The organism is Pseudomonas sp. M1, assembly GCF_022760135.1.
GTDB classification, from domain to species: domain Bacteria; phylum Pseudomonadota; class Gammaproteobacteria; order Pseudomonadales; family Pseudomonadaceae; genus Pseudomonas; species Pseudomonas citronellolis.
Genome location: NZ_CP094343.1, coordinates 6,197,732 through 6,223,174 on the forward strand (window position 1 = coordinate 6,197,732; position 25,443 = coordinate 6,223,174).

21 protein-coding genes are annotated in these 25,443 nt (G+C 67.4%); 11 read left to right on the forward strand and 10 right to left on the reverse strand.

Going from position 1 to position 25,443, the window contains the following annotated elements; genetic code table 11:
- Positions 1–201: 201 nt before the first annotated feature.
- A complete protein-coding gene (locus PM1_RS27570) occupies positions 202–1,998 on the reverse strand; it encodes an acyl-CoA dehydrogenase C-terminal domain-containing protein (protein WP_009615500.1) in 1,797 nt (598 codons plus the stop codon).
- Positions 1,999–2,907: 909 nt separating this feature from the next.
- On the opposite strand from PM1_RS27570, the gene PM1_RS27575 reads away from it, so the two are divergent.
- Entirely contained in the window at positions 2,908–4,080 is a 1,173-nt protein-coding gene (locus tag PM1_RS27575; protein ID WP_009618636.1) for an IS4 family transposase, read from the forward strand.
- Positions 4,081–4,278: 198 nt separating this feature from the next.
- Here the strand turns inward: PM1_RS27575 and PM1_RS27580 are convergent, their stop codons facing one another.
- The 7 genes from PM1_RS27580 to bioB form a co-directional block, all read right to left on the reverse strand.
- Positions 4,279–6,084, reverse strand: coding sequence for a phenylacyl-CoA dehydrogenase (locus tag PM1_RS27580; RefSeq protein ID WP_009615497.1), 1,806 nt, complete (start codon positions 6,082–6,084; stop codon positions 4,279–4,281).
- A 304-nt stretch (positions 6,085–6,388) separates the two neighbouring features.
- Positions 6,389–6,616 (reverse strand): hypothetical protein, encoded by a 228-nt coding sequence (locus tag PM1_RS27585; RefSeq protein WP_009615495.1) that lies wholly within the window; start codon positions 6,614–6,616, stop codon positions 6,389–6,391.
- Positions 6,617–6,682: 66 nt separating this feature from the next.
- Positions 6,683–7,372 (reverse strand): dethiobiotin synthase, encoded by a 690-nt coding sequence (gene bioD, locus PM1_RS27590; RefSeq protein ID WP_009615494.1) that lies wholly within the window; start codon positions 7,370–7,372, stop codon positions 6,683–6,685.
- A 113-nt stretch (positions 7,373–7,485) separates the two neighbouring features.
- Positions 7,486–8,292 carry a malonyl-ACP O-methyltransferase BioC gene (bioC, locus tag PM1_RS27595; RefSeq protein ID WP_009615493.1) on the reverse strand — a complete coding sequence of 269 codons (807 nt, stop codon included), beginning with the start codon at positions 8,290–8,292 and terminating at the stop codon, positions 7,486–7,488.
- The gene (locus tag PM1_RS27600) at positions 8,285–9,010 is read right to left on the reverse strand and encodes an alpha/beta fold hydrolase (protein ID WP_009615492.1); all 726 of its coding nucleotides are present in this window, start codon (positions 9,008–9,010) and stop codon (positions 8,285–8,287) included. The genes bioC and PM1_RS27600 overlap by 8 nt, the downstream gene beginning before the upstream one ends.
- Positions 9,003–10,208, reverse strand: a complete 1,206-nt coding sequence (bioF, locus tag PM1_RS27605) for an 8-amino-7-oxononanoate synthase (protein ID WP_009615491.1) — start codon at positions 10,206–10,208, stop codon at positions 9,003–9,005. Before bioF ends, PM1_RS27600 begins: the two co-directional genes overlap by 8 nt.
- Positions 10,209–10,381: 173 nt before the next feature.
- On the reverse strand, positions 10,382–11,437 hold the full coding sequence (gene bioB, locus PM1_RS27610; RefSeq protein WP_009615490.1) for a biotin synthase BioB: 1,056 nt from the start codon (positions 11,435–11,437) through the stop codon (positions 10,382–10,384).
- 228 nt (positions 11,438–11,665) lie between these two features.
- Between bioB and PM1_RS27615 the strand changes: the two genes are divergently transcribed.
- The 6 genes from PM1_RS27615 (at position 11,666) to rarD (ending at position 16,962) form a co-directional block, all read left to right on the forward strand.
- Positions 11,666–11,959, forward strand: coding sequence for a hypothetical protein (locus PM1_RS27615; RefSeq protein WP_009615487.1), 294 nt, complete (start codon positions 11,666–11,668; stop codon positions 11,957–11,959).
- A 52-nt stretch (positions 11,960–12,011) separates the two neighbouring features.
- A complete protein-coding gene (locus PM1_RS27620; protein WP_043319180.1) occupies positions 12,012–12,710 on the forward strand; it encodes a ComF family protein in 699 nt (232 codons plus the stop codon).
- Positions 12,711–12,798: 88 nt separating this feature from the next.
- Positions 12,799–13,566 (forward strand): TOBE domain-containing protein, encoded by a 768-nt coding sequence (locus tag PM1_RS27625; protein ID WP_009615483.1) that lies wholly within the window; start codon positions 12,799–12,801, stop codon positions 13,564–13,566.
- 78 nt (positions 13,567–13,644) lie between these two features.
- Positions 13,645–14,091, forward strand: coding sequence for a substrate-binding domain-containing protein (locus PM1_RS27630; protein WP_009615481.1), 447 nt, complete (start codon positions 13,645–13,647; stop codon positions 14,089–14,091).
- Positions 14,092–14,264: 173 nt separating this feature from the next.
- Positions 14,265–15,239, forward strand: a complete 975-nt coding sequence (locus tag PM1_RS27635) for a serine/threonine protein kinase (RefSeq protein ID WP_009615480.1) — start codon at positions 14,265–14,267, stop codon at positions 15,237–15,239.
- An 838-nt stretch (positions 15,240–16,077) separates the two neighbouring features.
- Positions 16,078–16,962 (forward strand): EamA family transporter RarD, encoded by an 885-nt coding sequence (gene rarD / locus PM1_RS27640; RefSeq protein WP_009615478.1) that lies wholly within the window; start codon positions 16,078–16,080, stop codon positions 16,960–16,962.
- A gap of 626 nt (positions 16,963–17,588) precedes the next feature.
- Here the strand turns inward: rarD and PM1_RS27645 are convergent.
- Positions 17,589–18,107 carry a glycine cleavage system protein R gene (locus PM1_RS27645; RefSeq protein WP_009615475.1) on the reverse strand — a complete coding sequence of 173 codons (519 nt, stop codon included), beginning with the start codon at positions 18,105–18,107 and terminating at the stop codon, positions 17,589–17,591.
- A gap of 22 nt (positions 18,108–18,129) precedes the next feature.
- Positions 18,130–18,588: a GNAT family N-acetyltransferase gene (locus PM1_RS27650; protein WP_009615473.1), complete on the reverse strand. Its 459-nt coding sequence runs from the start codon at positions 18,586–18,588 to the stop codon at positions 18,130–18,132.
- A gap of 292 nt (positions 18,589–18,880) precedes the next feature.
- On the opposite strand from PM1_RS27650, the gene PM1_RS27655 reads away from it, so the two are divergent.
- From PM1_RS27655 to PM1_RS27670, 4 genes are all read left to right on the forward strand, one after another.
- A complete protein-coding gene (locus tag PM1_RS27655) occupies positions 18,881–21,058 on the forward strand; it encodes a malate synthase G (RefSeq protein ID WP_009615471.1) in 2,178 nt (725 codons plus the stop codon).
- 172 nt (positions 21,059–21,230) lie between these two features.
- On the forward strand, positions 21,231–21,749 hold the full coding sequence (locus tag PM1_RS27660; protein WP_009615470.1) for an RNA polymerase sigma factor: 519 nt from the start codon (positions 21,231–21,233) through the stop codon (positions 21,747–21,749).
- Positions 21,746–22,705: a FecR family protein gene (locus PM1_RS27665; protein WP_009615469.1), complete on the forward strand. Its 960-nt coding sequence runs from the start codon at positions 21,746–21,748 to the stop codon at positions 22,703–22,705. Before PM1_RS27660 ends, PM1_RS27665 begins: the two co-directional genes overlap by 4 nt.
- 305 nt (positions 22,706–23,010) lie before the next feature.
- Positions 23,011–25,422, forward strand: coding sequence for a TonB-dependent siderophore receptor (locus PM1_RS27670; protein WP_009615468.1), 2,412 nt, complete (start codon positions 23,011–23,013; stop codon positions 25,420–25,422).
- Positions 25,423–25,443: the final 21 nt, after the last annotated feature.

Consider the following 25,443-nt stretch of genomic DNA (forward strand, 5'->3'; position numbering starts at 1 on the left):
GAAACAACGGCTGAACAAGCAGCCAGCGGTATTCAGGATAGAAGGTACGCAAGGGTACGCCGGCGGAGCTTACTCCGCAAACACTTCAGAGACATAGCGTCATGTTGTGAACGAATAATTAATTATTGGTCACAATATTTATCCACCGGACAGCCAGCGGCCCCGGCCACCCTGGGGCAACCGGGGCCGCTGGCGCCGCGATCAGAGGGCGAACTGCTCGGCGGACAGGCGCATCAGCGTCTCGCCGCCGGCTTCCACCGCCGCCAGGTGCGCCGCGGCGCGCGGCAGCAGGCGGGCGAAGTAGAAGCCCGCGGTGGCCAGCTTGGCCTGGTAGAAGTCCGCCTCGGCGGCGCCCTCCTCCAGCTTCTGCCGGGCCACCAGGGCCATGCGCAGCCAGAAGTAGCCGAGGGTGACGTAGCCGGAGAACATCAGGTAGTCCACCGCCGCCGCGCCGACTTCGTCGGGGTTCTTCATGGCCGCCATGCCGACCTTCTGGGTCAGCTCGCCCCACTGCTTGTTCAGCGCCGCCAGCTGCGCCACCTGGACCTTGAGCTGTGGATGCTCGGCGTTGGCCTGGCACAGCTGGTGGACCAGCTTGGTGAAGCCCAGCAGCAGCTTGCCCTGGCTGCCCAGCACCTTGCGGCCGAGCAGGTCCAGCGCCTGGATGCCGTTGGTGCCTTCGTAGATCGGGGCGATGCGGCAGTCGCGCACCAGTTGCTCCATGCCCCACTCGCGGATAAAGCCGTGGCCGCCGAACACCTGCATGCCATGGTTGGTCACCTCCAGCCCGGTGTCGGTCATGAAGGCCTTGCAGATCGGGGTGACGAAGGCCAGCAGGTTGGCGGCCTGCTCGCGCTCCTCGGCGCTGTCGGACAGGTGCTCGATGTCCAGCAGTTGCGCGGTGAAGTAGGCCAGGGCGCGGTTGCCCTCGTTGAAGGCCTTCATGGTCAGCAGCATGCGCCGCACGTCGGGGTGGACGATGATCGGGTCGGCCGGCTTGTCCGGCGCCTTGGGTCCGGTCAGGGCGCGCATCTGCAGGCGTTCCTGGGCGTACTTCACGGCGCCCTGGTAGCTCACTTCGCCGAGGCACAGGCCCTGCATGCCGGTGCCCAGGCGCGCGTGGTTCATCATGGTGAACATGCAGGCCAGGCCCTTGTTGGCCTCGCCGATCAGGTAGCCGGTGGCGCCGTCGAAGTTCATCACGCAGGTGGCCGAGGCCTTGATGCCCATCTTGTGCTCGATGGAGCCGCAGGCCACGGCGTTGCGCGCCCCGGCCTCGCCGCTGGCGTCGAGCAGGAACTTGGGCACGATGAACAGCGAGATGCCCTTGGTGCCGGCCGGCGCGTCGGGCAGCTTGGCCAGCACCAGGTGGATGATGTTCTCGCTCAGGTCGTGCTCGCCGGCGGAGATGAAGATCTTGGTGCCGCTGATGGCGTAGCTGCCGTCGGCGTTGGGCACGGCGCGGGTCTTGATGATGCCCAGGTCGGTGCCGCAGTGCGGTTCGGTCAGGCACATGGTGCCGGTCCAGGTGCCGGCGGTCATGCGCGGCAGGTAGGCCTGCTTCTGCTCGGCGCTGCCGTGGGCGTGGATGGCGGCCATGGCGCCCTTGGTCAGGCCGGGGTACATGGCCCAGGAGCAGTTGGCCGCGCCGATCATCTCGCTGACCAGCAGGCCGAGGGAATGCGGCAGGCCCTGGCCGCCGTAGGCCGGGTCGGAGGACACACCGTTCCAGCCGCCCTCGACGTATTGCGCGAAGGCCTCCTTGAAGCCCTTGGGCGTGGTCACCACGCCGTTGTCGAAGTGGCAGCCTTCCTCGTCGCCGGAGCGGTTCAGCGGGGCCAGCACCTGCTCGCAGAACTTGGCGCCCTCCTCGAGGATGGCGGAAACCATGTCCGGGCTGGCATCGGTCGCCCCCAGGGCCTGGTAGCGGCCGGCAAAGTCGAAGACTTCGTCGATCAGGAAGCGCATGTCGCGCAGGGGTGCCTTGTACTCGGGCATGGCGGTTCTCCAGTCGGTTCGGCGCCAAAGCGGCGCGGATCAACCCCGAACCTACTGTGCGCCGGAAAGCCCCGGCAATCACTCTGCGCGCGATGAATGCGCGGCCATAACCGGCGCCGTCCCAGGGGCTGCGCAGCGTGCTGGGATAGTCCGCCGAGCGCCTGCAACAGCACAAAAAGGCCTGTCATATGGCGCAATGTTGTTTATTCAAGCGATGCGTTGGATTAGCGGAGGTGCCCAGGCCTGGCTCCGCTCCCTCACCCCAGCCCTCTCCCGGAGGGAGAGGGGGCCGTTCGGAGTGGGTGGGGAGTTTGGAGTCATCCTGGAACGCCTAACCCCACCTCGTCATTCCCGCGAACGCGGGACGCGGCTCCATCGCGAACAGCGCTTGCGCTGGCCCGAAGGGGAATAACCCAGTGACTACGGGGTTCGCGAGCAAGCTCGCTCCTACGAAAAGCAAAAGCGCATTTGCTCTGGGACTTCCAGAGAAATAGCCGCGCGCACCGAAACGCCCCTTCAGAAGGCCGAGCGAAACCGGCGCTCAGGAGGTCATGCGACATGGATGTCGCGAGAGCCCCGCGGGCTACAGGGACGTACCCTCGGGGCGGGCCTCCGTGGCGGGGGAATTCGTGAGGGTAGCCCGGCTCCATCGGGCCCGTATGTCGGGGCAAGCCTTTTTGGTTCCTTTTGTGGCGTTTGACAAAAGGGACTCGCCCGAGGGGGCGAAACAAGAAACATCCGAACACTCGGAGCGGCGCGGTACACCGAGCCCAACCCAAAAGTCTCTGGGTTCCCGCGTTCGCGCACTACTGTCCGGAATATTTTCGAGGGGGCGTCTGGAGGGCTTGCGGGGGCTGAAGGCACGGGTTAAACCGTTGAGCGCCAACTCAACCTCACAGCCCCCGCAAGATGTTCAGGATAAGCCGTTTTCACGATGTACTAAAAGCGCTGCCTCGCGGCGTCTTCGATCGACTGGTCGCCGAACACGGCGCCGACAAGCACAGCAAGCGCTTTGGCAGTTGGGATCACCTGGTCGCCATGGTGTATGCCCAACTGGCCGGCGTGAGCAGCCTGCGGGCGCTTGAAACCAGCTTCAACAGCCATCCCCATCAGCACTATCACCTGGGTACGGGCCCGATCCGGCGTTCCACCCTGGCCGACGCCAACGAACGCCGTAATACCGAGGTCTTCGCCCAGGTTGCGCACTACCTGATGGCGGGCGTCTGCCGGCAGTTACGCCGTGACGGGAAGGAACTGCTGTACCTGCTGGACTCCACCACGATCACCCTCAAGGGCCCTGGCTTCGACGAATGGACGCTGTCCAATCGAACCCGCTCCCAGGGGCTGAAAGTCCATGTGCTGTATGCCGAGCAGGCGGCGGCGCCGGTGCATTGCAGCTTCAGCGCAGCCAACGTCAACGACATCGACGAAGGCCGGACGCTGGGTATCGAGCCACAGGCCACCTACGTATTCGACAAGGGCTATTACGACTTCAACTGGTGGGCGAGCCTGGATGCCCAGAAGGCCCGCTTCGTCACACGATTCAAGTCCAATGTGCGGCTCAAGGTCCTGGCCCTGCGCGAGGTTCCCCAGCAAGACCGGGAAACGATCCTGCGAGACGAAGAGGTGAGCTTCTCCAACCGCAACCCAGGTGGCCGACGGCGTAATCACTACACCCAGCCCCTGCGGCGGATCCTGGTGAACCGCCCAGGCGATGAGCCGCCTCTGAGCCTGGCGACCAACGACCTGAGCAGCCCGGCGGCAGAAATCGCCGAGCGCTATCGGGATCGCTGGCGGATCGAGCTGTTTTTCAAATGGATCAAGCAACACCTGAAGGTCAGGCGTTTCCTGGGCCGTAGCGAGAATGCCGTGCGCCTCCAGATTCTCTGTGCGCTGATCAGCTACTTGCTGCTGAACCTTTACCAACGCAGGACGGGAACGCGGCAAAGCCTATGGATGCTGATGGTGGAGGTACAGGCGACGCTGTTTCAGCGTCCTGGCCTGGAGGCCGAACGTTACCGACGACGGCAGGAGCGAATACGCGAGATCAACCTGCGTCAGGGGCAGCTGTTAATAGCATGAAGTGTGCCGGACAGTAGTGCGCGTTCGCGGGAATGACGGGGGTAGGAATCGGAGCGAGGGGGCAGAATTTGCAAACGAAGCCACAGCCCCTCCCACATGAAAAATGCCGTTTCCCCCAGACAGAGAAACGGCATTCTTTCTTAACTGAACAGCATTACGCCGGAAGGCGGAGCGGCCGCCGGAAGCGGCCGCTGGCCATCAGTAACCGAGGGAGAAATCTTCCTCGGCCATGTCCATCAGGTTGCCGGCGCCGGACAGCATGGCGGCGACGTGGGCGCGGGTACGCGGCAGGATGCGCTGGAAGTAGAAGCGCGCAGTCTGCAGCTTGGCCTTGTAGAAGCCCTCCTCGCTGGTGCCGGCCGCCAGTTTCTCGGCAGCCAGGCGCGCCATGTCGGCCCAGAAGTAGGCCAGGCAGGCGTAGCCGGAGAACATCAGGTAGTCCACCGACGCGGCGCCGACTTCCTCGCGGTCCTTCATGGCGGCCATGCCGACCTTCATGGTCAGCTCGCCCCACTCCTTGTTCAGCGCGGCCAGCGGGGCGACGAATTCCTTGACGGCTTCGTTGGCTTCGTTGGCCTGGCAGAACTTGTGCACGATCTTGGTGAAGCCCTTGAGCGCCTCGCCCTGGGTCATCAGCACCTTGCGGCCCAGCAGGTCCAGCGCCTGAACGCCGGTGGTGCCTTCGTACAGCATGGAGATGCGGCTGTCGCGGACGTTCTGCTCCATGCCGTGCTCGGCGATGAAGCCGTGGCCGCCGTAGATCTGCACACCGTGGTTGGCCGCTTCGAAGCCGACTTCGGTCATGAACGCCTTGGCGATCGGAGTCAGGAAGGCCAGCATCGCGTCAGCGGCTTTCTTCTGCTCTTCGTCCTGGCTGCGCTGGACGATGTCGACCTGCTTGGCGGCGAAGTACAGCATGGCGCGGTTGCCTTCGGCGAAAGCCTTGGCGGTCAGCAGCATGCGGCGTACGTCCGGGTGCACGATGATCGGGTCGGCGGCCTTTTCCGGGGCTTTCGGGCCGGTCAGCGAACGCATCTGCAGACGCTCGCGGGCGTAGGCGATGCCCCCCTGGAAACCGATCTCGGCGTGGGCCAGGCCTTGCAGCGCGGTGCCCAGGCGAGCGGTGTTCATGAAGGTGAACATGCAGTTCAGGCCCTTGTTCGGCGGGCCGATCAGGAAGCCGGTGGCGGCGTCGAAGTTCATCACGCAGGTGGCGTTGCCGTGGATGCCCATCTTGTGCTCGATGGAGCCGCAGGAAACGGCGTTGCGCTCGCCTACGCCGCCTTCTGCGTTGGGCAGGAACTTCGGCACGATGAACAGCGAGATGCCCTTGGTGCCCTGCGGGGCGTCGGGCAGGCGGGCCAGCACGATGTGGACGATGTTGTCGGCCATGTCGTGTTCGCCGGCGGAGATGAAGATCTTGGTGCCGGTGACCTTGTAGGTGCCGTCGGCCTGGGGCTCGGCCTTGGTGCGCAGCATGCCCAGGTCGGTGCCGCAGTGCGGCTCGGTCAGGCACATGGTGCCGGTCCACTCGCCGGACACCAGCTTGGTCAGGTAAGTGGCCTGCTGCTCCGGGGTGCCGTGGGCGTGCAGGGTGTTCATGGCGCCGTGGGACAGGCCCGGGTACATGCCCCAGGACCAGTTGGCCTGGCCGATCATTTCGCTGATGGCCATGCCCAGGGATTCCGGCAGGCCCTGGCCGCCGTGCTCGACGTCATGGGCCAGGCTCGGCCAGCCGCCTTCGACGAATTGCTGGTAGGCCTCTTTGAAGCCGCTGGGGGTCTTCACGCCCTCGGGGCTCCAGGTGCAACCTTCCTGGTCGCCGACGCGGTTCAGCGGGGCGATCACCTGTTCGCAGAACTTGGCACCCTCTTCGAGAATGGCATTGACCATGTCCGGCGTGGCGTCCTGGGCGCCCGGCAGGTTCTGGTAGTGCGCTTCGTAGCCCAGCAGCTCGTCGCGAACGAAACGGATATCACGCAAGGGGGCCTTGTAATCAGGCATAGCGGTAAACCTCTACGAAGGGTTCTGGTTAATGGGCGACCGGTGCTTGCGGTCGCTGTACGGGAGCGTTCCCGGCCGCCCAGCCGATGCGCCGCGCGCCTCGACTCTCAAACAGGCGTTTGAAACATACGTTTACGCCCTACCCTTGTCAAGCGCGCAAACCGACCGCCCGGTCACGCGCAAGGGCACGGGCCAGAGCGCTGCATTCGCGGGTATCGATAGGGATAAGTAAAGCCCAGCCGCAGGCCGTCGACAGACGACTACCCGAAGCTGCTGAGAGGAAATTCTGAAGGGAGGAAAAGCGTCAGACGCTGATGTCGATCAGCGTCCCGAGGGTTTCGTCGGCGGTCTGCAGGACGCGGCTGGACGCCAGGGCGGCGTACTTGCTCATTTCCATGTCCACCACGGGCCGGGCGATGTCGTCCTTGGCCACGGGCTGCGCGGCCACCTGCGCGGCGGCACGGTCGACCTGCTGCAGGCCGCGCTGCAGCCCCTGCAGACCGGTACTGAATGCGTTACCGGAGATTTCCATGGTCGATCTTCCTCGCTGGAACCTGCCGCCTATTCAAACAGGATCGCCGATGACATTCAAAGGCCATCAGTCCGGAAGATCGAGAATGCCCAGGTCCAGGTGCGCGGCCACTGCCATGGGCGTCGGCGCGGCCAGGTGCGGCACGCGGCCGATGCAGGGCGCCGGCAGACGTTCGGCGAGGGTCGCCAGGTTCTCTTCCAGGCGCGAGGTCCTGGGGTCGACGATGTTCGCCACCCAGCCGGCCAGCGGCAGGCCGTCGCGCAGGATGGCCTCGGCGCTGAGCACCGCATGGTTGATGCAGCCCAGGCGCACGCCCACCACCAGGATCACCGGCAGGTCGAGGCGGATGGCCAGGTCCGACAGGCTCTCTTCGCCGGCCAGGGGCACGCGCCAGCCGCCGGCGCCTTCCACCAGGGTGAAGTCGGCGCCACGCGCCAGCACGTGGCGCACCGGCCCGGCCAGGGTGTCCACGTTCAGCGCCACGCCGACTTCGCGGGCCGCCAGGTGCGGGGCGATGGCCGGTTCGAAGGCGAAGGGGTTCACCTCCTCGTAGGCCAGCGGCAGGCTGCACTCGCCCAGCAGGGCCAGGGCGTCGCCGTTGCGCAGGCCCTCGGGACGGCGCTCACAGCCGGAGGCCACCGGCTTGGCAGCGGCGGTGGACATCCCGGCCATGCGCGCGGCGTGCAGCAGGCCGGCGGCGATGGTGGTCTTGCCGATTTCGGTGTCGGTGCCGGTGATGAAAAACGCGTGTGGCATGGGGTTCCTCAAGGGCTATACGTGTAGGTGCCGGCTGCGCCGAGGGGCTTTCGTAGGATGGGTTGAGCTTGCGAAACCCATCCTACGGGCGTTGTGTTTGCCGGAGTCCCCTCCTACGAAGAGATGGGTTTGCGCAGGATGGCGTGGACCACCCTATAGGTCGCCGGCAGCCCCTCGGGCTGGCGGAAGCGTTCGTAGGCCTCGATCAGCGCCCGCACCCTCGCCCGCCCGGTGAGCCCGCCGGGGCGGCCGGGGTTGAGGTTGTGGGCGCCCAGGGCCTTGAGTTCGTGGGTCAGGCTGCGCAGGTCGGGGAAGTGCAGCACGCGGTCTTCGGTGGATAGCTGCAGCACTTCCAGCCCGCTGGCCGCGCATTGCGCCTGGTAGTCGGCGAAGGCGCGGAAGCGGTTGACGTGGACGAAGCCGTCCACCGCCTGCCAGCTGGCGCGCAGTTCGCCCAGGGTGCCGATGCACAGGCTGCTGAAGGCGAACACGCCGCCCTCGCGCAGCACCCGGCGCGCCTCGCTCAGCACCGCCGGCAGGTCGGCGCACCACTGGATGGCCAGGCTGGAGAACAGCAGGTCGCAGCATTCGCCGCGCAGCGGCAGGCGCTCGGCGTCGCCGCCGATGAAGTGCTGCGCGCCGCCATGCTCGCGGGCATGGCGCAGCATGCCTTCGGCGATGTCCACCGCCAGGCCTTCGGCTTCGGCAAAGCGCTGGGCCAAGGCACGGCTGAAGTGGCCGGTGCCGCAACCCAGGTCGAGCCAGCGACGCACCGCCAGGTCGACCGGCAGACGCGCCAGCAGGCTGTCGCCGACGCCGCGCTGCAGTTCGGCCACCGCATCGTAGGTGGCGGCCGCACGGGAGAAGGAAGCGGCGACCTGGCGCTTGTCCGGCAGCGCGCCGCCCAGGGGATCAGACATCGTCGCCCTCGTGGATGAAAGCCAGGATGGCCGCGGCCACCTCGTCCGGGCGCTCCAGCGGCAGGCCGTGGCTGGCGCCGGCGATGGTGCTCACTTCCACGTCCGGCAACCAGCCCAGCAGCGCCTCGGCGGCGCCGGCCGGGACCAGCGCGTCGTTGCCGGCGAACAGGTGCAGTTGCGGGCCGTCGTAGCGCTCCAGCGCCGCGCGGGTGTCCAGGCGCCCCAGCAGTTGCAGGCCGGCGCTCAGCGCCCCGGTCTCCAGCGCCGGCAGCGCCACCTGCAGCTGCCGCGCCAGGGTGCGGGCGTCGCGGGCGCCCTGGCTGACCAGCAGGGTGAAGCGCTTGCGCGTCAGCTCCGGCTCCAGCAGGAAGGCTTCGAAGAAGTCCTCGAAGACGCTGTTGGGCATGGCCTGCGGCCAGTCGTCGAGTTGGCGGAAGCTGGCGTTGGCGGCCAGGGTGATCAGCCCGCGGCAGGCCTCGCCGCGGCGCGCGGCCAGCTCGGCGGCGAGCATGCCGCCCAGGGACCAGCCGGCCAGCCAGCTGCCTTCGGGCAGCTCGTCGTCCAGTTCGTCCAGCCATAGCGCCGGGTCGGCCTCCCGCGGCAGCGGCTCGATGTGCACGTGCAGGTGCGGCGCCTGCTCCAGCAGCGCGTCGCGCAGCGGCTCCAGGGGCGCGCTGCCCAGGCCCCAGCCGGGCAGCAGTATCAGTTGGTCACGCATCCTCGCCCTCCTCGGCATCGAGTTCCGCCAGCAGGCTGGTGGAGACCTGGCGCCAGCTCTGTTCCAGGGCTTCGAGCAGGCGGTCGACCTGCTCCTCGCTGTGGCTGGCGCTGAAGGTCACGCGCAGCCGCGCGCTGCCGGCCGGCACGGTGGGCGGGCGGATGGCGCCGACCAGGATGCCGTGGTCGCGCAGCGCGGCCGACAGCGCCATGGCCTGGCGGCTGCCGCCGATGAGGATCGGCTGGATCGGCGTGAAGCTGTCCATCAGCGTCAGGCTGATGGCCTCGGCGCCACGGCGGAAGCGCGCGATCAGCCTGCCCAGGTGCTCGCGGCGCCAGCTCTCGGCGCGCAGCAGTTCCAGGCTCTTCAGCGTGGCGCAGGCCAGCGCCGGCGGCTGGCTGGTGGTGTAGATGTACGGGCGGGCGAACTGGATCAGCGTCTCCACCAGTTCCTCGCTGCCGGCGACGAAGGCGCCGGCGGTGCCGAAGGCCTTGCCCAGGGTGCCGACCAGCACCGGCACGTCGTCCAGGCCCAGGTCGAAGTGCTCAACGATGCCGCCGCCGTTGGCGCCCAGCGGACCGAAGCCGTGGGCGTCGTCGACCATCACCCAGGCGCCGTGGCGCTTGGCCTCGGCGCACAGCGCAGGCAGCTCGGCGAGGTCGCCGTCCATGCTGAACACGCCGTCGGTGACCACCAGGGTGTTGCCCTCGGCCTTGCCCAGGCGCTGCGCCAGGCTGGCCGCGTCATTGTGCAGGTAGCGCGAGAAGCGCGCGCCGCTGAGCAGCCCGGCGTCCAGCAGCGAGGCATGGTTGAGGCGGTCTTCCAGCACGGTGTCGCCCTTGCCCAGCAGCGCGGTCACCGCGCCCAGGTTGGCCATGTAGCCGGTGGAGAACAGCAGCGCGCGCGGCCGCCCGGTGAATTCGGCCAGCGCCAGCTCCAGCTCGTGGTGCGGCCCGCAATGGCCGTTGACCAGGTGCGAGGCGCCACCGCCCACGCCCCAGCGCTCGGCGCCGGTACGCAAGGCGGCGATCACCTCGGGATGGTTGGCCAGGCCCAGGTAGTCATTGGAACAGAAGGCCAGCATCGGCCGGCCGTCCACCCGCACCAGCGGGCCCTGCGGCGACTCCAGCAATGGCCGCTGGCGGTAGAGATCGTCCGCCTGGCGCTGGGCGAGGCGGGGGGAGAGATCGAAGGACATGAGCGCCTCGATAAAAGCGGCTGGAGGCTGAAGGCTGGACGAAAGAGCACTCTTGTCCAACCTTCACGGTGGCGTTGGTGCTGCTCGACCAACACCAACTCAAAGCGTAGAGACTTGAGGCAGAACGGCAACGCTCTTTCGTCCAGCCTTCAGCCTCCAGCCTTCAGCGGCTTTTAAAGCGCCGCGTTGTAGAACAACTGCGAATCGCGCTGCTCGACCAGGGCCTGCTCGATGGCGGCCTGGTGCACCTCGTCGGCGTGCTCCTCGCGCTCCTCGGGCTTGATGCCCAGGCGGGCGAACAGTTGCATGTCCTTGTCGGCCTGCGGGTTGCGGGTGGTCAGCAGCTTCTCGCCGTAGAAGATCGAGTTGGCGCCGGCCATGAAGGCCAGGGCCTGCATCTGCTCGTTCATCTGCTCGCGGCCGGCGGACAGGCGCACGTGGGACTTCGGCATCATGATCCGGGCCACGGCCAGGGTGCGGATGAAGTCGAAGGGATCGACGTCCTTCTCCTCGGCCAGCGGGGTGCCCTTGACCTTGACCAGCATGTTGATCGGCACCGACTCCGGGTGTTCCGGCAGGTTGGCCAGTTGGATCAGCAGGCCGGCGCGGTCGGCCACCGACTCGCCCATGCCGAGGATGCCGCCGGAGCAGATCTTCATCCCCGCCTCGCGCACGTAGGCCAGGGTCTGCAGGCGCTCGCCGTAGGTGCGGGTGGTGATGATGTTGCCGTAGAACTCCGGCGAGGTGTCGAGGTTGTGGTTGTAGTAGTCCAGCCCGGCCTCGGCCAGGGCCTGGGTCTGCTCCTGGGTCAGCTTGCCGAGGGTCATGCAGGTTTCCAGGCCGAGCTTCTTCACGCCCTTCACCATTTCCAGCACGTAGGGCATGTCCTTGGCCGAGGGGTGCTTCCAGGCGGCGCCCATGCAGAAGCGGGTGGAGCCGATGGCCTTGGCCTCGGCGGCCGCTTCCAGCACCTTCTGCACTTCCATCAGCTTCTGCTTGTCCAGGCCGGTGTTGTAGTGGCCGGACTGCGGGCAGTACTTGCAGTCTTCCGGGCAGGCGCCGGTCTTGATCGACAGCAGGGTCGAGACCTGCACGCGGTTCGGGTCGAAGTGCGCGCGGTGCACCGTCTGCGCCTGGAACAGGAGGTCGTTGAAGGGCTGCTCGAAGAGCGCCGTCACTTCGGCGAGGGTCCAGTCGTGGCGGGTGGCGATGGATGCGGTTGCACTCATGGGGAGTTCCTTCGGACGCGGGCTGACGCCTCGTTGTTCTCGGCCGCCACGGCAGGGCGCGACGGTTCAGGCTTTGGAGGCATGATATGTAAGCCTTGGTCGCTGTCAACCAAGTTGAAGTCACAAGTCGACAAGTGACTATTATTTGAACAATCATTCATGCGCCGTGAACCTGGGGGCAGAACGCCACTCCAACAGCACAGGTACTCGAAGGAATCCCGCGAGCTCATGGAAACAGAAGGCACTTTCGACTGGCTCGGCCAGACCCTCGGCAAGGCGATACGCTTCGTCGTCGACCTCCTTTCCGGCCTGCTGGGCGCCATCTGGGCGGCCATGGACCAGTTCCTCCACGGCCTGGCCCGGGCCATCGGAATGGACGTGTCGATCTTCAGCTTCGTCCTACTCTTCCTCGGCCTGTTGCTGCTCTACAGTGGCATCCGCGCCTTCGTCCGGCGCTCCTTCTTCGGCGGCATCCTGCTCACCGTGCTCGGCCTGATCGTGATGAGCTGGCTGATCCACTGAGCATCCGCCGGGGCCTCACCCGGAGGACGCCACCCTGCTCACCTTCGCCCGCCTGCGCGAGCTTTTCGTCCTGCGGCCGGACTGCCTGTTCTGCGGCGGCCCGGCCGACACCGGCCTGGCGCTGTGCGCCGGCTGCGACGCCGACCTGCCCTGGCTGGGCAGCCACTGCAACACCTGCGCCCTGCCGCTGCCGGAACACGGCCTGACCTGCGGCGAATGCCTGCGCCGGCCGCCGCCCTTCGAGCAGGTGCTGGCGCCCTGGCGCTACGCCTTCCCGCTGGACGGCGCCATCACCCGCTTCAAGCACCAGGCCGACCGGCCCCTGGGCCGGCTGCTCGGCCAGTTGCTGGGGCGCCACCTGCGCCATGCCTTCGCCGAGGGGTTGCCGGTGCCCGACCTGCTCCTGCCGGTGCCCCTGGCCCCGCGCCGGCAGCGCCAGCGCGGCTTCAACCAGGCCGAGCTGCTGGCCCGGCGCCTGGCCGCGGACCTCGGCCTGCCCTGGCGCCAGCCGCTGCGCCGGGTGCGCGACACCCCGGCGCAACAGGGCCTGGACAAGGCCGAGCGAAAGCGCAACCTGCGCCAGGCCTTCGCCCTGGACGACGGCGCGGCCCTGCGCGGCCTGCACCTGGCGCTGGTGGACGACGTACTGACCACTGGCGCCACCGCCGCGGCCCTGGCGCAGCTGCTGCGACGTGCCGGCGCCGCGCGGGTGGACGTCTATTGCCTGGCCCGCACGCCGAAGCCGGGCTGAGCCCGGCGCCGGCAGCCGACGGATTCCACTTGCCTTTTGCCGGCGCAGCTACCAGCCTCGCCCTATCGCGAACACAACAACGAAAACGATGACCAGCCTCAGCCTTCTCACCCAGCACGTCACCCGCCGCCCGCAACGCATCGCCCTGCTCGCGCAGATCGCCGCGCTGGGCTCCATCACCCAGGCCGCCAAGGCCGCCGGCATGAGCTACAAGACCGCCTGGGATGCGGTGGACGAGCTGAACAACCTCGCCGAGCGCCCGCTGGTGGAACGCAGCGTCGGCGGCAAGGGCGGCGGCGGCGCGCGCCTGACGCCGGCCGGCGAACGCCTGCTGGCGCTGTACCAGCGCCTGGAGGAACTGCGCGAGCGCATGCTCGAAAGCATCGAGGAAGACGGCGAGGACCTGGAGCTGATCGGCCGCCTGATGCTGCGCACCAGCGCGCGCAACCAATTGCACGGGCGCGTCTGCAGCATCGAGCCGGCGGGCCTGAACGACCTGATCGGCGTCGACCTGCCCGGCGGCGCGCGCATCCACGCGCGTATCACCCGCGAAAGCACCGAGAAGCTGGAGCTGCGCGAGGGCCTGCCGGTGATCGCGCTGATGAAGGCCGGCTGGCTCTACGTCGACCTGCCGCAGATCGAATGCCCGGCCGGGCTCAATGCCCTGGAGGGGCGCATCGAGGACATCCGCGAGGCCGGCGACGGCCCCAGCGAAGTGCGCATCCAGTTGCCCGGCGGGCAGATGCTCTGCGCCCTGGTGGACCAGGAACGCATCGACATCCTGCGCCTGGCCCCCGGCAGCCGGGTGCGCACCCAGTTCTCCCCGGCCCAGGTGATCCTCGGCACGCCGGTCTGAACGAAGCCTGCCTTGAGTCAAGGGCCGGCGCCGGCCGTGGGGTTCCAATAGGCCATCCCACTGCCGGAGCTTCCACCCATGCGCCGCTTCCTGATTCCCCTGCTGCTGGCGTGCAGCGCCCTGCTGCCGTCGCTCGGCCAGGCGACCCCCGACGTGCTGCGCGTGGCCAGCGGCCATCAGCCGATGGCGGCGCTGGAGGCGCTGGCCGACCAGTACCAGCTGCAGACCGGCAACAAGGTCCTGCTGATCGAGGGCGACAGCGCCGAGCTGGCCCGCGACATCGGCCAGGGCATGGCCTTCGACCTGTTCTTCGCCGACGACGGCGCCCACAGCGTGCAGACCCTGCACACCCAGGGCCGCGGCGAAGCGCCGCTGCCCTACGCCTGCGCCCCGCAGCCGCAGTACTACCAAGTGCTAGTGGAAGGCCCGCGGCGCGAGCTGGCGGAGCGTTTCTTCAACTACCTGAAAGCGAATCCCGAGGCGCTGGCAAAGGCCGGCTTCCACCTCAGCGCCTGCGGCAACTGACGCCGGCCCCGCAGGAGAACCCCAACGTAGGATGGCGTTGAGCGAAGCGATACCCATCGCCATGACCCCATGGGTTTCGCCAGAGCCTCCCCCAGGCGTAATGGCGCAGGGGCCAGCAATCCCGTGGCGGTGTGCGTAGACTAGGGGCCTGTTCACTGCCCTGGATCGCAGCCATGTCCCATCCCTTCTCCGCCCTTACGCCCGACCTGGTCCTCGACGCGGTGGAAAGCCTGGGCTACCTCAGCGACGCCCGGGTGCTGGCGCTCAACAGCTACGAGAACCGCGTCTACCAGGTGGGCATCGAGGACAGCGAGCCGCTGGTGGCCAAGTTCTACCGCCCCGGACGCTGGAGCGACGCGGCCATCCGCGAGGAACACGCCTTCTCCGCCGAGCTGGCCGAATGCGAGGTGCCGGTGGTGGCGCCGCTGGTACGCGACGGCGAAAGCCTGTTCGAGTTCGCCGGCTTCCGCTTCGCCCTGTTCCCGCGCCGCGGCGGCCGCGCGCCGGAACCGGGCAACCTGGATCAGTTGTATCGCCTCGGCCAGCTGCTCGGCCGCCTGCACGCGGTGGGCGCCGTCCGCCCCTTCCAGCACCGCGAGCAGCTGACTGTGGATAACTTCGGCCATGAGTCCCTGGCCACCCTGCTGGAAGGCAACTTCGTGCCCAAGAGCCTGTTGCCGGCCTACGAATCGGTGGCCCGCGACCTGCTCAAGCGCCTGGACGCCCTGTTCGCCGACAACCGCTACACCTCCATCCGCCTGCACGGCGACCTGCACCCGGGCAACCTGCTGTGCCGCGACGAGGTCTACCACATGGTCGACCTCGACGACTGCCGCATGGGCCCGGCGGTACAGGACCTGTGGATGATGCTGGCCGGCGAGCGCCAGGAGCGCCTGCTGCAGCTCTCCGAGCTTATCGACGGCTACCAGGAGTTCCACGACTTCGACCCGCGCGAACTGCCGCTGATCGAGGGCCTGCGCGCCCTGCGCCTGATGCACTACAGCGCCTGGCTGGCGCGGCGCTGGGACGACCCGGCATTCCCGCCGAGCTTCCCCTGGTTCGGCAGCGAGCGCTACTGGGGCGAGCAGGTGCTGGTGCTGCGCGAGCAACTGGCGGCGCTGGACGAGGAGCCGCTGCGGTTGTTCTGAGCCATCCCATCGCGCGCCCTGCGCGCGATTCGCGGGCCCGTTTGTGCGGGGGAAACGCCGTGCCTCACGGAGCGCATAGGGGCACGGAATCGAGCGAGCAGGCCTGCGGCCCCCTCACCCTAACCCTCTCCCGGAGGGAGAGGGGACCGTTCGGAATACATGGGTATTTCGGCGTTAGCCGGCTGGCACAGGGATCGCCGGCTGAAACCAGGCCTCCTCCCGGCACGGACTGGCTCCCTCTCCCTCCGGGAGAGGGGTCCGTTCGGAGTACATGGGTGTTTCGGCGTTAGCCGGCTGGCACAGGGATCGCCGGCTGAAACCAGGCCTCCTCCCGGCACGGACTGGCCCCCTCTCGGCACGGACTAGCTCCCTCTCCCTCCGGGAGAGGGAACCGTTCGGAGTACATGGGTGTTTCGGCGTTAGCCGGCTGGCACAGGGATCGCCGGCTGAAACCAGGCCTCCTCCCGGCACGGACTGGCTCCCTCTCCCTCCGGGAGAGGGACCGTTCGGAGTACACGGGTGTTTCGGCGTCAGCCGGCTGGCACAGGGACCGCCGGCTGAAACCAGGCCTCCTCCCGGCACGGACTGGCTCCCTCTCCCTCCGGGAGAGGGCTGGGGTGAGGGGAAAGCCCGAGCGCCGATGCCATTCCCCTGTAGGAGCGCGCCCTGCGCGCGAAATCGCGGGCAGGGCCCGCTTACGTTGTTTTCTAGGTTCCCGCGGTTTGGCCGTGGCGTAACGTCCACCGTTACGCCCGGCGGAAACTGAACGCACAGACAACATCGGCCGCGCCCCCTAGAATGGCGCGGCCACTCTTTTCTTCTGCCGCAAGGACGTCCGATGGCCACCGCCAATCCCCGCCGGGGCTATGCCCTGGGCCTGACCGCCTATGTCATCTGGGGACTCTTCCCGGTCTACTTCAAACTGCTGGAAAGCATTCCCGCCCTGGAAATCATCACCCACCGGGCCATCTGGTCGGCGCTGTTCGGCGCCGCCCTGCTGCTGGTGTGGAAGCACCCCGGCTGGTGGCGCGAGCTGCTGGACAACCCGCGGCGCCTGGCCGTTCTCGGCGCCAGCGGGGTGCTGATCGCCAGCAACTGGCTGGTCTACGTCTGGGCGGTGAACAACGGGCACATGCTCGAAGCCAGCCTGGGCTACTACATCAACCCGCTGATCAACGTGCTGCTCGGCCTGGTGGTGCTGCGCGAGCGCCTGCGCCCGCTGCAATGGGTGGCCGTGGGCCTGGCGGCGCTGGGCGTGGCCCAGCAGGTCTGGCAGCTGGGCAGCCTGCCCTGGGTGTCGCTGGTGCTGGCGCTGACCTTCGGCTTCTACGGGCTGATCCGCAAGCAGGCGCCGGTGGACGCCCTGCCCGGCCTGGTGGTGGAAACCTGGATGCTGCTGCCGCTGGCCCTGGGCTGGCTGCTGCTGTTCGCCGACGGCCCCAGCGCCCACCTGGCCTTCTGGACCACCCCGCAGGCGCTCTGGCTGGCCGCCGCCGGCCCCATCACCCTGGTGCCGCTGGTGTGCTTCAACGCCGCGGCGCGCCACCTGCCCTACGCGACACTGGGCTTCCTGCAGTACATCGCGCCGACCCTGGTGCTGCTGCAGGCCGTCCTGCTGTTCGGCGAACACCTGGACTCCACCCGCCTGGTGGCCTTCGGCTGCATCTGGCTGGCGCTGGTGGTGTACAGCGTGGACATCTGGTACCGCCTGCGGCGCGCCTGATCATTTCCTGAGCGACAAGCTGCAGGCCCCGCCTGGCGGGGCCTGCAGCAAGGCATCCGGAACTTTTCCACAGCTTCATCCAGCGCTGCCGGGGATAACCCCATAGCGCCGCCACACAATCGGAACACCCTGACGGCGGCGAGAATGGCTGTTCAGAACTCGTACAAATTCCCGCAAGGCTCGTCGATAAAGGCCCCTGGCGATCTACCCAGGGGTTTTCCACAGGGCTTTCCCGGGTTTCTGTGCAGGGCTTCGACGGCCCTGGCGCATTTTTGATCACTTCCTCCAAGCCCGGATTCCACGCGGCCTGTAGCCAGGCATACAACAGTTGCCCACAGCGCGACCCACGGTTTCTGTGCAAAGACGTGGATAAGCCGCCCCCGCCAGCGAGTGCCCCGGGCACGGATCATTTTCTGAGCGATCCGCCACAGGCCACGTTTGGCCTGATGTGTAGCCATCCATCCACAGCCAACCAACAGGACAACCCACGGCGATTGTGGGCAACCCCTGGCGTTCTGTTCACAACGATCGGCTGCGCTTGAAGCCCCACTCTGCGGGGCATTCAGCGCTTGACACACATTTCCTCAACAGACTTATGCACAGGACGGAGGCCTTTCACCTGTCCATCAGTCCTCCTTGTGGAAATTCAGATCCACCATGAGGTCGTCGGCCAGGGCCTCCAGGTGCTGCTGCAACTGCTCCAGCGGCAACGTCAGCGGCACCGCCAATACCGCGTCGGCGTGGAACAGCGGCTCACCGCTCATGGGCGCCGGCAGCACCTCGGTGGTCAGCCGCTCCAGGTTGACGCCGTGCTCGGCCAGCAGGCGGGTGATGTCGCGGACGATGCCCGGGCGGTCGTTGCCCACCAGGTCGAGGTGGATCGGCTTCCAGTTGCAGGAAGGCTCGATGCCGCTGTCGGCCAGCAGCACGCGGATGCCGTGCTCGCCCAGTTCCTGCAGACCTTCCACCAGTTCGTCGTAGCCTTCGGCCGGCACCGCCACCCGCAGGATCCCGGCGAACTGCCCGGCCATGCGCGACATGCGGCTCTCCAGCCAGTTGCCGCCGTGGCCGGCGATGCATTGGGCGATGCGTTCCACCAGCCCCGGCTGATCCTGGGCGATGATGGTGAGCACGAGATGATTCATGGCAGCCTCCTGCGTCGATGCGTCAGCCCCGGGCCTGGCCCAGGTCCAGCCAGTAGGTGTAGAAACGTTCGTCACGCTGGTAGCCCAGGCGCTCGTACAGGCCCTGGGCGTTGCGGTTGTCCTTCGCCGTTTCCAGCTGCAGGCCGCAGGCGCCGCTGGCCTCGGCGTGGGCGCGGGCGGCGTTCATCAGCGCCTCGCCATAGCCGTCGCGGCGCGCCGCGGGGATCACGTAGAGGTCGCTGAGCAGCCAGGCCGGGCGTAGTGCCAGGGAGGCGAAGAAGGGGTACAACTGGACGAAGCCCAGGCCCACGCCGTCGATGCTGCGCGCCAGGTAGACCACCGACTCGTGGCGCTCCAGGCGCTGGCCGAGGAAGTCGCGGATGTCCGCCGGGGGCGCCGGCACTTCGTAGAAGTCCAGGTAGCCGGCGAACAGCGGAACCAGGTCGTCGAGGTCGGCAAGGGTGGCGCGGGCGATGGGCATGGTGATCCTCCGAGGGTGAAGCCTGAGTATAGGCCGCGGCACGGAGCCAGCTGCGACGGGGCGTCGCAGGTTCCTCGCCGAATAAATCGTGTACTGTTTTCAGATTTATCTGGAACAATCCACCAGTTTTTTGCGAACATTATTGCTGCTACGTGACTGAGATGCGTTCTTTGGTCTAACCGCGACGCAAGCCCACTGATTTTTCCCACGGCATCATGTAGTATTCCGCGGCTCGGACTACAAGGCGTCTTGCCTGGGTTCCGAGCTGGTCCTGAGCAGAGTGAGGCAAGCAATGACTGAACGCGTTCAAGTCGGTGGCCTGCAGGTCGCCAAAGTCCTGTTCGACTTCGTCAACGACGAAGCCATCCCCGGTACCGGCATAGACGCCGGCAAGTTCTGGGCAGGCGTGGAGGCCGTGGTCAACGACCTGGCCCCGAAGAACAAGGCCCTGCTCGCCAAGCGCGACGAGCTGCAGGCCAAGATCGATGGCTGGCACCAGGCCCGCGCCGGCCAGGCCCATGACGCCGCGGCCTACAAGGCCTTCCTGCAGGAGATCGGCTACCTGCTGCCCGAAGCCGAAGACTTCCAGGCCAGCACCCAGAACGTCGACGAGGAAATCGCCCACATGGCCGGCCCGCAGCTGGTGGTGCCGGTGATGAACGCGCGCTTCGCCCTGAACGCCTCCAACGCCCGCTGGGGCTCGCTGTACGACGCGCTGTACGGCACCGACGCCATCAGCGAAGAGAACGGTGCCGAGAAGGGCAAGGGCTACAACAAGGTCCGCGGCGACAAGGTCATCGCCTTCGCCCGCGCCTTCCTCGACGAAGCCGCGCCGCTGGAATCCGGCAGCCACGTCGACGCCACCGCCTACAGCGTGAACAACGGCGCGCTGGTCGTCGCCCTGAAGAACGGCAGCCGGAGCGGCCTGAAGAACGCCGCCCAGTTCATCGCCTTCCAGGGCGAGGCGGCCAAGCCGCAAGCCGTGCTGCTCAAGCACAACGGCCTGCACTTCGAGATCCAGATCGACCCCGCCAGCCCCATCGGCCAGACCGACGCCGCCGGCGTGAAGGACGTGCTGATGGAGGCCGCACTGACCACCATCATGGACTGCGAAGACTCGGTCGCCGCGGTCGACGCCGACGACAAGGTGGTCATCTACCGCAACTGGCTGGGCCTGATGAAGGGCGACCTTGCCGAAGAAGTCAGCAAGGGCGGCACCACCTTCACCCGCACCATGAACCCGGACCGCGTCTACACCAAGGCCGACGGCTCCGAGCTAACCCTGCACGGCCGCTCCCTGCTGTTCGTGCGCAACGTCGGCCACCTGATGACCAACGACGCCATTCTCGACAAGAACGGCAACGAGGTGCCCGAGGGCATCCAGGACGGCCTGTTCACCAGCCTGATCGCGGTGCACAACCTCAACGGCAACACCACCCGCAAGAACACCCGCACCGGCAGCGTGTACATCGTCAAGCCGAAGATGCACGGCCCGGAAGAAGTCGCCTTCACCAACGAGCTGTTCGGCCGCGTCGAAGACGTGCTGGGCCTGCCGCGCAACACCCTGAAGGTCGGCATCATGGACGAGGAACGCCGCACCACCATCAACCTCAAGGCCTGCATCAAGGAAGCCCGCGAGCGCGTGGTGTTCATCAACACCGGCTTCCTCGACCGCACCGGCGACGAAATCCACACCTCCATGGAAGCCGGCGCCGTGGTGCGCAAGGGCGCCATGAAGACCGAGAAGTGGATCGGCGCCTACGAGAACAACAACGTCGACGTCGGCCTGGCCACCGGCCTGCAGGGCAAGGCGCAGATCGGCAAGGGCATGTGGGCCATGCCCGACCTGATGGCCGCCATGCTCGAGCAGAAGATCGCCCATCCGCTGGCCGGCGCCAACACCGCCTGGGTGCCCTCGCCCACCGCCGCCACCCTGCACGCCCTGCACTACCACAAGGTCGACGTGTTCGCCCGCCAGGCCGAACTGGCCAAGCGCGCGCCGGCCTCGGTCGACGACATCCTGAGCATTCCGCTGGCGCCCAACACCAACTGGAGCGCGGAAGAGATCAAGAACGAGATCGACAACAACGCCCAGGGCATCCTCGGCTACGTGGTGCGCTGGATCGACCAGGGCGTCGGCTGCTCCAAGGTGCCGGATATCAACGACGTCGGCCTGATGGAAGACCGCGCCACCCTGCGCATCTCCAGCCAGCTGCTGGCCAACTGGCTGCGCCACGGCGTGATCACCGAGGAGCAGGTGGTCGAGAGCCTCAAGCGCATGGCCGCGGTGGTCGACCGGCAGAACGCCAACGACCCGCTGTACCGCCCGATGGCGCCGAACTTCGACGACAACGTGGCCTTCCAGGCTGCGCTGGAACTGGTGGTCGAAGGCACCAAACAGCCCAACGGCTACACCGAGCCGGTGCTGCACCGCCGTCGTCGCGAATTCAAGGCGAAAAACGGCCTCTGATTCGCGCCTGCGTAAGCTGAAAAACCGCCCTTCGGGGCGGTTTTTTCGTTTCCGGCCCGCCTTTTTCCCGAAAACCGACAGGCGCCGATTGCGCAGGCTGCTTGCACTTTGCGATCATTTGCGAATAGTTATCGTTTTGTCGTTCATTCCGAATCGGGGTGGGGGAGCAAAGGTGTCGGCAGTCCAGACTGGCAATGGCGAATTCGTAGGCGCGCTCTACCGCGACCACCGCGACTGGCTGCTCGCCTGGCTCAATCGCAGCGTCGGCTGCCCGCAGCGCGCCGAGGACCTCGGCCAGGACACCTTCGTGCGCATCCTCGGCCGCCGCGAGCTGCCCAGCCTGCGCGAGCCGCGGGCCTTCCTGGTGACCGTGGCCAAGGGCCTGCTGGTCGACCACTGGCGCCGCCAGGCGCTGGAGCAGGCCTACCTCGACGAGCTGCTGCAGCTGCCCGAGGCCGAGCAGCCCTCGGTGGAAACCCAGTTCCTCATCCTCGCCGACCTGCGCGAGATCGACCGCCTGCTGGGCAAGCTGTCCAGCCGCGCGCGCAGCGCCTTCCTGCTCAACCGCCTGGACGGCCTGGGCCACGCCGAGATCGCCGAGCGCCTGGGCGTGTCGGTGCCGCGGGTACGCCAGTACATCGCCCAGGGCCTGCGCCAGTGCTACATCGCCCTGTACGGCGAGCCGACATGAAGGGCCCGGTCTCGGTCCGCATCCTCGACGAAGCCATCGCCTGGCAGTTGCGCCTGGGTTCGGGCGAGGCCCATGCCGAAGACGAAGCCGCCTTCGCCCACTGGCACGCCGCCCACAGCGAACACGCCCGCGCCTGGCGCCAGCTGGGCATGCTCGACCGCAACCTGAGCGCGGCCGCCGCCCCCGCGGCGCGCAGCGCCTTGCTGCGCGCGCCGGGCGAATCGCGGCGCAAGCTGCGCCGGCTGGCCGGCACCGGTTTGTCGCTGCTGCTGGCCGGGGTGCTGGCGCTGGGCGTGGGCAACCGCTACCTGCCGCTGCGCTACGCCCTGGCCGACGTGGTCACCGGCACCGGCGAGCTACGCGAACTGCGCCTGCCCGACGACACCCTGGTGCAACTGGACAGCCGCACCGCCCTGGACATCCGTTTCGACGCCAGCGAGCGGCGCATCGTCCTGCTCAGCGGCGAAATCATGGTGCAGACCGCCCATGGCGACAGCCGCCCGTTCATCGTCGAAACCCGCGACGGCCGCCTGCGCGCCCTGGGCACCCGCTTCCTGGTGGAACGCCAGGCCGACGGCACCCTGCTCAGCGTGCTGCAGTCGGCGGTGGCGGCCAGGCCCGAGCGGGGCCGCGACGAAACCGTCGTGCCCCAGGGCCGCCACGTGCTGCTGCGCGCCGACGGCCTGGGCCCGCTGGAGGCCAACAGCGCCACCGCCGACGCCTGGACCCACGGCATGCTGGTGGCCGACAACATGCGGCTGGCCGACCTGCTGGAGAAACTCGGCCAGTACCGCAGCGGCTACCTGGGCCTGGACCCGGCGCTGGCCGACCTGCGCATCAGCGGCAGCTTCTCCCTGCGCGACACCGACCTGGCCCTGGACTCGCTGCCGCCGAGCCTGCCGGTGCGCATCGAGCGGCACGGCGGTTGGTGGACGAAGGTGGTACCGCGGGGCTGAGCCCCTTGCCGGCCGCGCGAAACGCTCTTCGTAGGATGGGTTGAGCCTTGGCGAAACCCATGCGGCCATGGCGATGGGTATCGCTTCGCTCCACCCATCCTACGTTCGTGTTTCTCCTGCCATGCCGCTACAAGGCATGGCGCCGGCCTGGTAGCCGGATCGCGGATGGAATCCGCCCCTACGCGCGGCCGGGCGGTCCGGAAACAGGCCCCGCGAAATTTTTTTCCGCACAGCCCTATCACTTTCCGATTGTCGTCCGGCAATGAGGCGAACGAGACATATTCGCACCCAGGAGTGAATCCCCGATGCCGTCCCCCACCATGGCCTTCCGCCCGCACCTGCTGGCCGCCGCCATCCTTCTCGCCAGCCCGCTGGCTTGCGTCGCAGCCGATGCCATGCGCGACTACCAGTTGCCCGCCGCCCCGCTGGCCAGCACCCTCAACCGCATTGCCGCGCAAGCCGGCATCAGCCTGAGCATCGACCCGGCCCTGGCCAACGGCCGCAGCGCCCATGCCGTGCAGGGCCGCTTCGACGGCCTCGGCGCGCTGCGCCAGGCGCTGGAAGGCACCGGCCTGGAGCTGGTGGAGAACGCGTCCGGCAGCTACAGCGTGCGCCCGCTGCCCAAGGACACCCTGGCCATGGGCGCCACCACCGTGAGCGCTTCCCAGGAAGACCCCGAAGGGCCGACCGTCGGCTACGTCGCCACTCGCACCATGACCGGCACCAAGACCGATAGCTCGATCCTCGAAACGCCCAAGTCGATTTCCGTGGCCACCCGCGAGCAGATGCAGGACCGCGCAGCGCTGAACCTCGACGATGCCGTGCGCTACATGCCTGGCACGGTGGCCGGCAGCTATGGCAGCGACACCCGTTCCGACTGGCTGCGCGTGCGCGGCTTCAAGCCCACCCAGTTCCTCGACGGCCTGCCCATGGCCACCGGCGTCTACGCCAACCCGAAGCTCGATACCTGGGACCTGGAGCGCGTCGCCGTGCTGCGTGGCCCGGCCTCTTCCGTGTACGGCCAGACGCCGCCCGGCGGTCTGCTGGACATGGTCAGCCTGCGCCCGCAGGCCGAGCAGGCCAATGCCGTGCAGCTGCAGGTGGGCAACTACAACCACAAGCAGATCAACTTCGACAGCACCGGCCCGCTGGATGACCAGGGCAAGCTGCTGTACCGCGTCAGCGGCGTGGTGCGCGACAGCAACACCCAGGTCGACCACATCCCGGACAAGCGCTACAACATCGCCCCCAGCCTTACCTGGAACATCGACGACGACACCAAGCTGACCTTCCTCAGCCAGTTCACCCGAGACGATACCGGCATCACCACCCAGTTCCTGCCGCTCAAGGGCACCAAGTACGACGCCCCCTTCGGCGACATCTCCCATCACAAGAACCTGGGCGATCCGGACTGGGAACACTACGACCGCACCACCTACTGGCTGGGCTACAGCTTCGAGCACCGCCTGAACGACGTCTGGCAGTTCCGCCAGAACCTGCGCTACATGAAGAACGACCTGTCGTTCGACGCCATCACCCCGACCACCCTCTATGCCGGCAGCCCGCCGGTAGTGACCGACGATGGCACCATCAGCCGCATGAGCACCTCGACCGAAGAGGACGTCACCCAGTTCGTGGTGGACAACAACTTCCAGGCCGACTTCGCCACCGGCGATCTCAAGCACACTCTGCTGCTGGGCCTGGACCACAACCGCAGCAACACCAACTACCTGTCGATCTTCGGTTTCGGCGTGCCGCCGAGCAACGTGATCAACCCGGTCTACGGCCAGCCGATCGTCCGCCCGCCGCGCTCCTCGGCCTTCTACGACTATGACCAGAAGACCTTCCAGACCGGCGCCTACATCCAGGACCAGATCGCCCTCGACCATTGGCGCCTGACCCTCGGCGGCCGCCAGGACTGGGTACACACCGGCACCAAGTTCCACAACGCCGGCAACGCCACCAACTCCGAGTCGGACCAGAAGTTCAGCGGCAACGCCGCCATCAGCTACGTGTTCGACTCGGGCGTGGCGCCCTACCTGTCGTATGCGGAGTCGTTCCAGCCCTCCAGCGGCGCCGACGTCACCAGCACCTCCTCCTTCAAGCCCACCGAGGGCAAGCAGTGGGAGCTGGGCGTTAAGTACCAGCCCCCCGGCAGCGACACCCTGCTGACCGCCGCCGTGTACGACCTGCGGCAGAAGAACGTGAGCGTCTCCGACAACGTCGGCGGCGTCTCGGTGACCAGCCAGACCGGCGAGGTCAAGGTCACCGGCCTGGAACTGGAAGCCAACTCCAACCTCACCGAGAACCTCAAGCTGATCGGCAGCTACAGCTACACCGACACCGAGGTGCGCAAGGGCCAGTACGATGGCAACCGCCTGCAACTGATCCCGCGCAACCAGGCCTCGCTGTGGGCCGACTACACCTGGCACGCCGGCGCGCTGGATGGCTTCGGCGTCGGCTACGGCATCCGCTACGTGGGCGACACCTACGGCGACCAGGCCAACACCTTCGACGGCTACGCAGGCTCCTACACACTGTCCGACGCCGCCGTGCACTACGACCTGGGCAAGCTGGACAACTCGCTCAAGGGTGCCTCGGTCGCGGTCAACGCCAGCAACCTGTTCAACAAGGACTACATCTCCACCTGCGATGGCTACTACTGCTACTACGGCGACCAGCGCAAGGTGGTGGCTAGCCTGACCTACAAGTGGTGACGGCCAGCTGAAGTCCCTCCC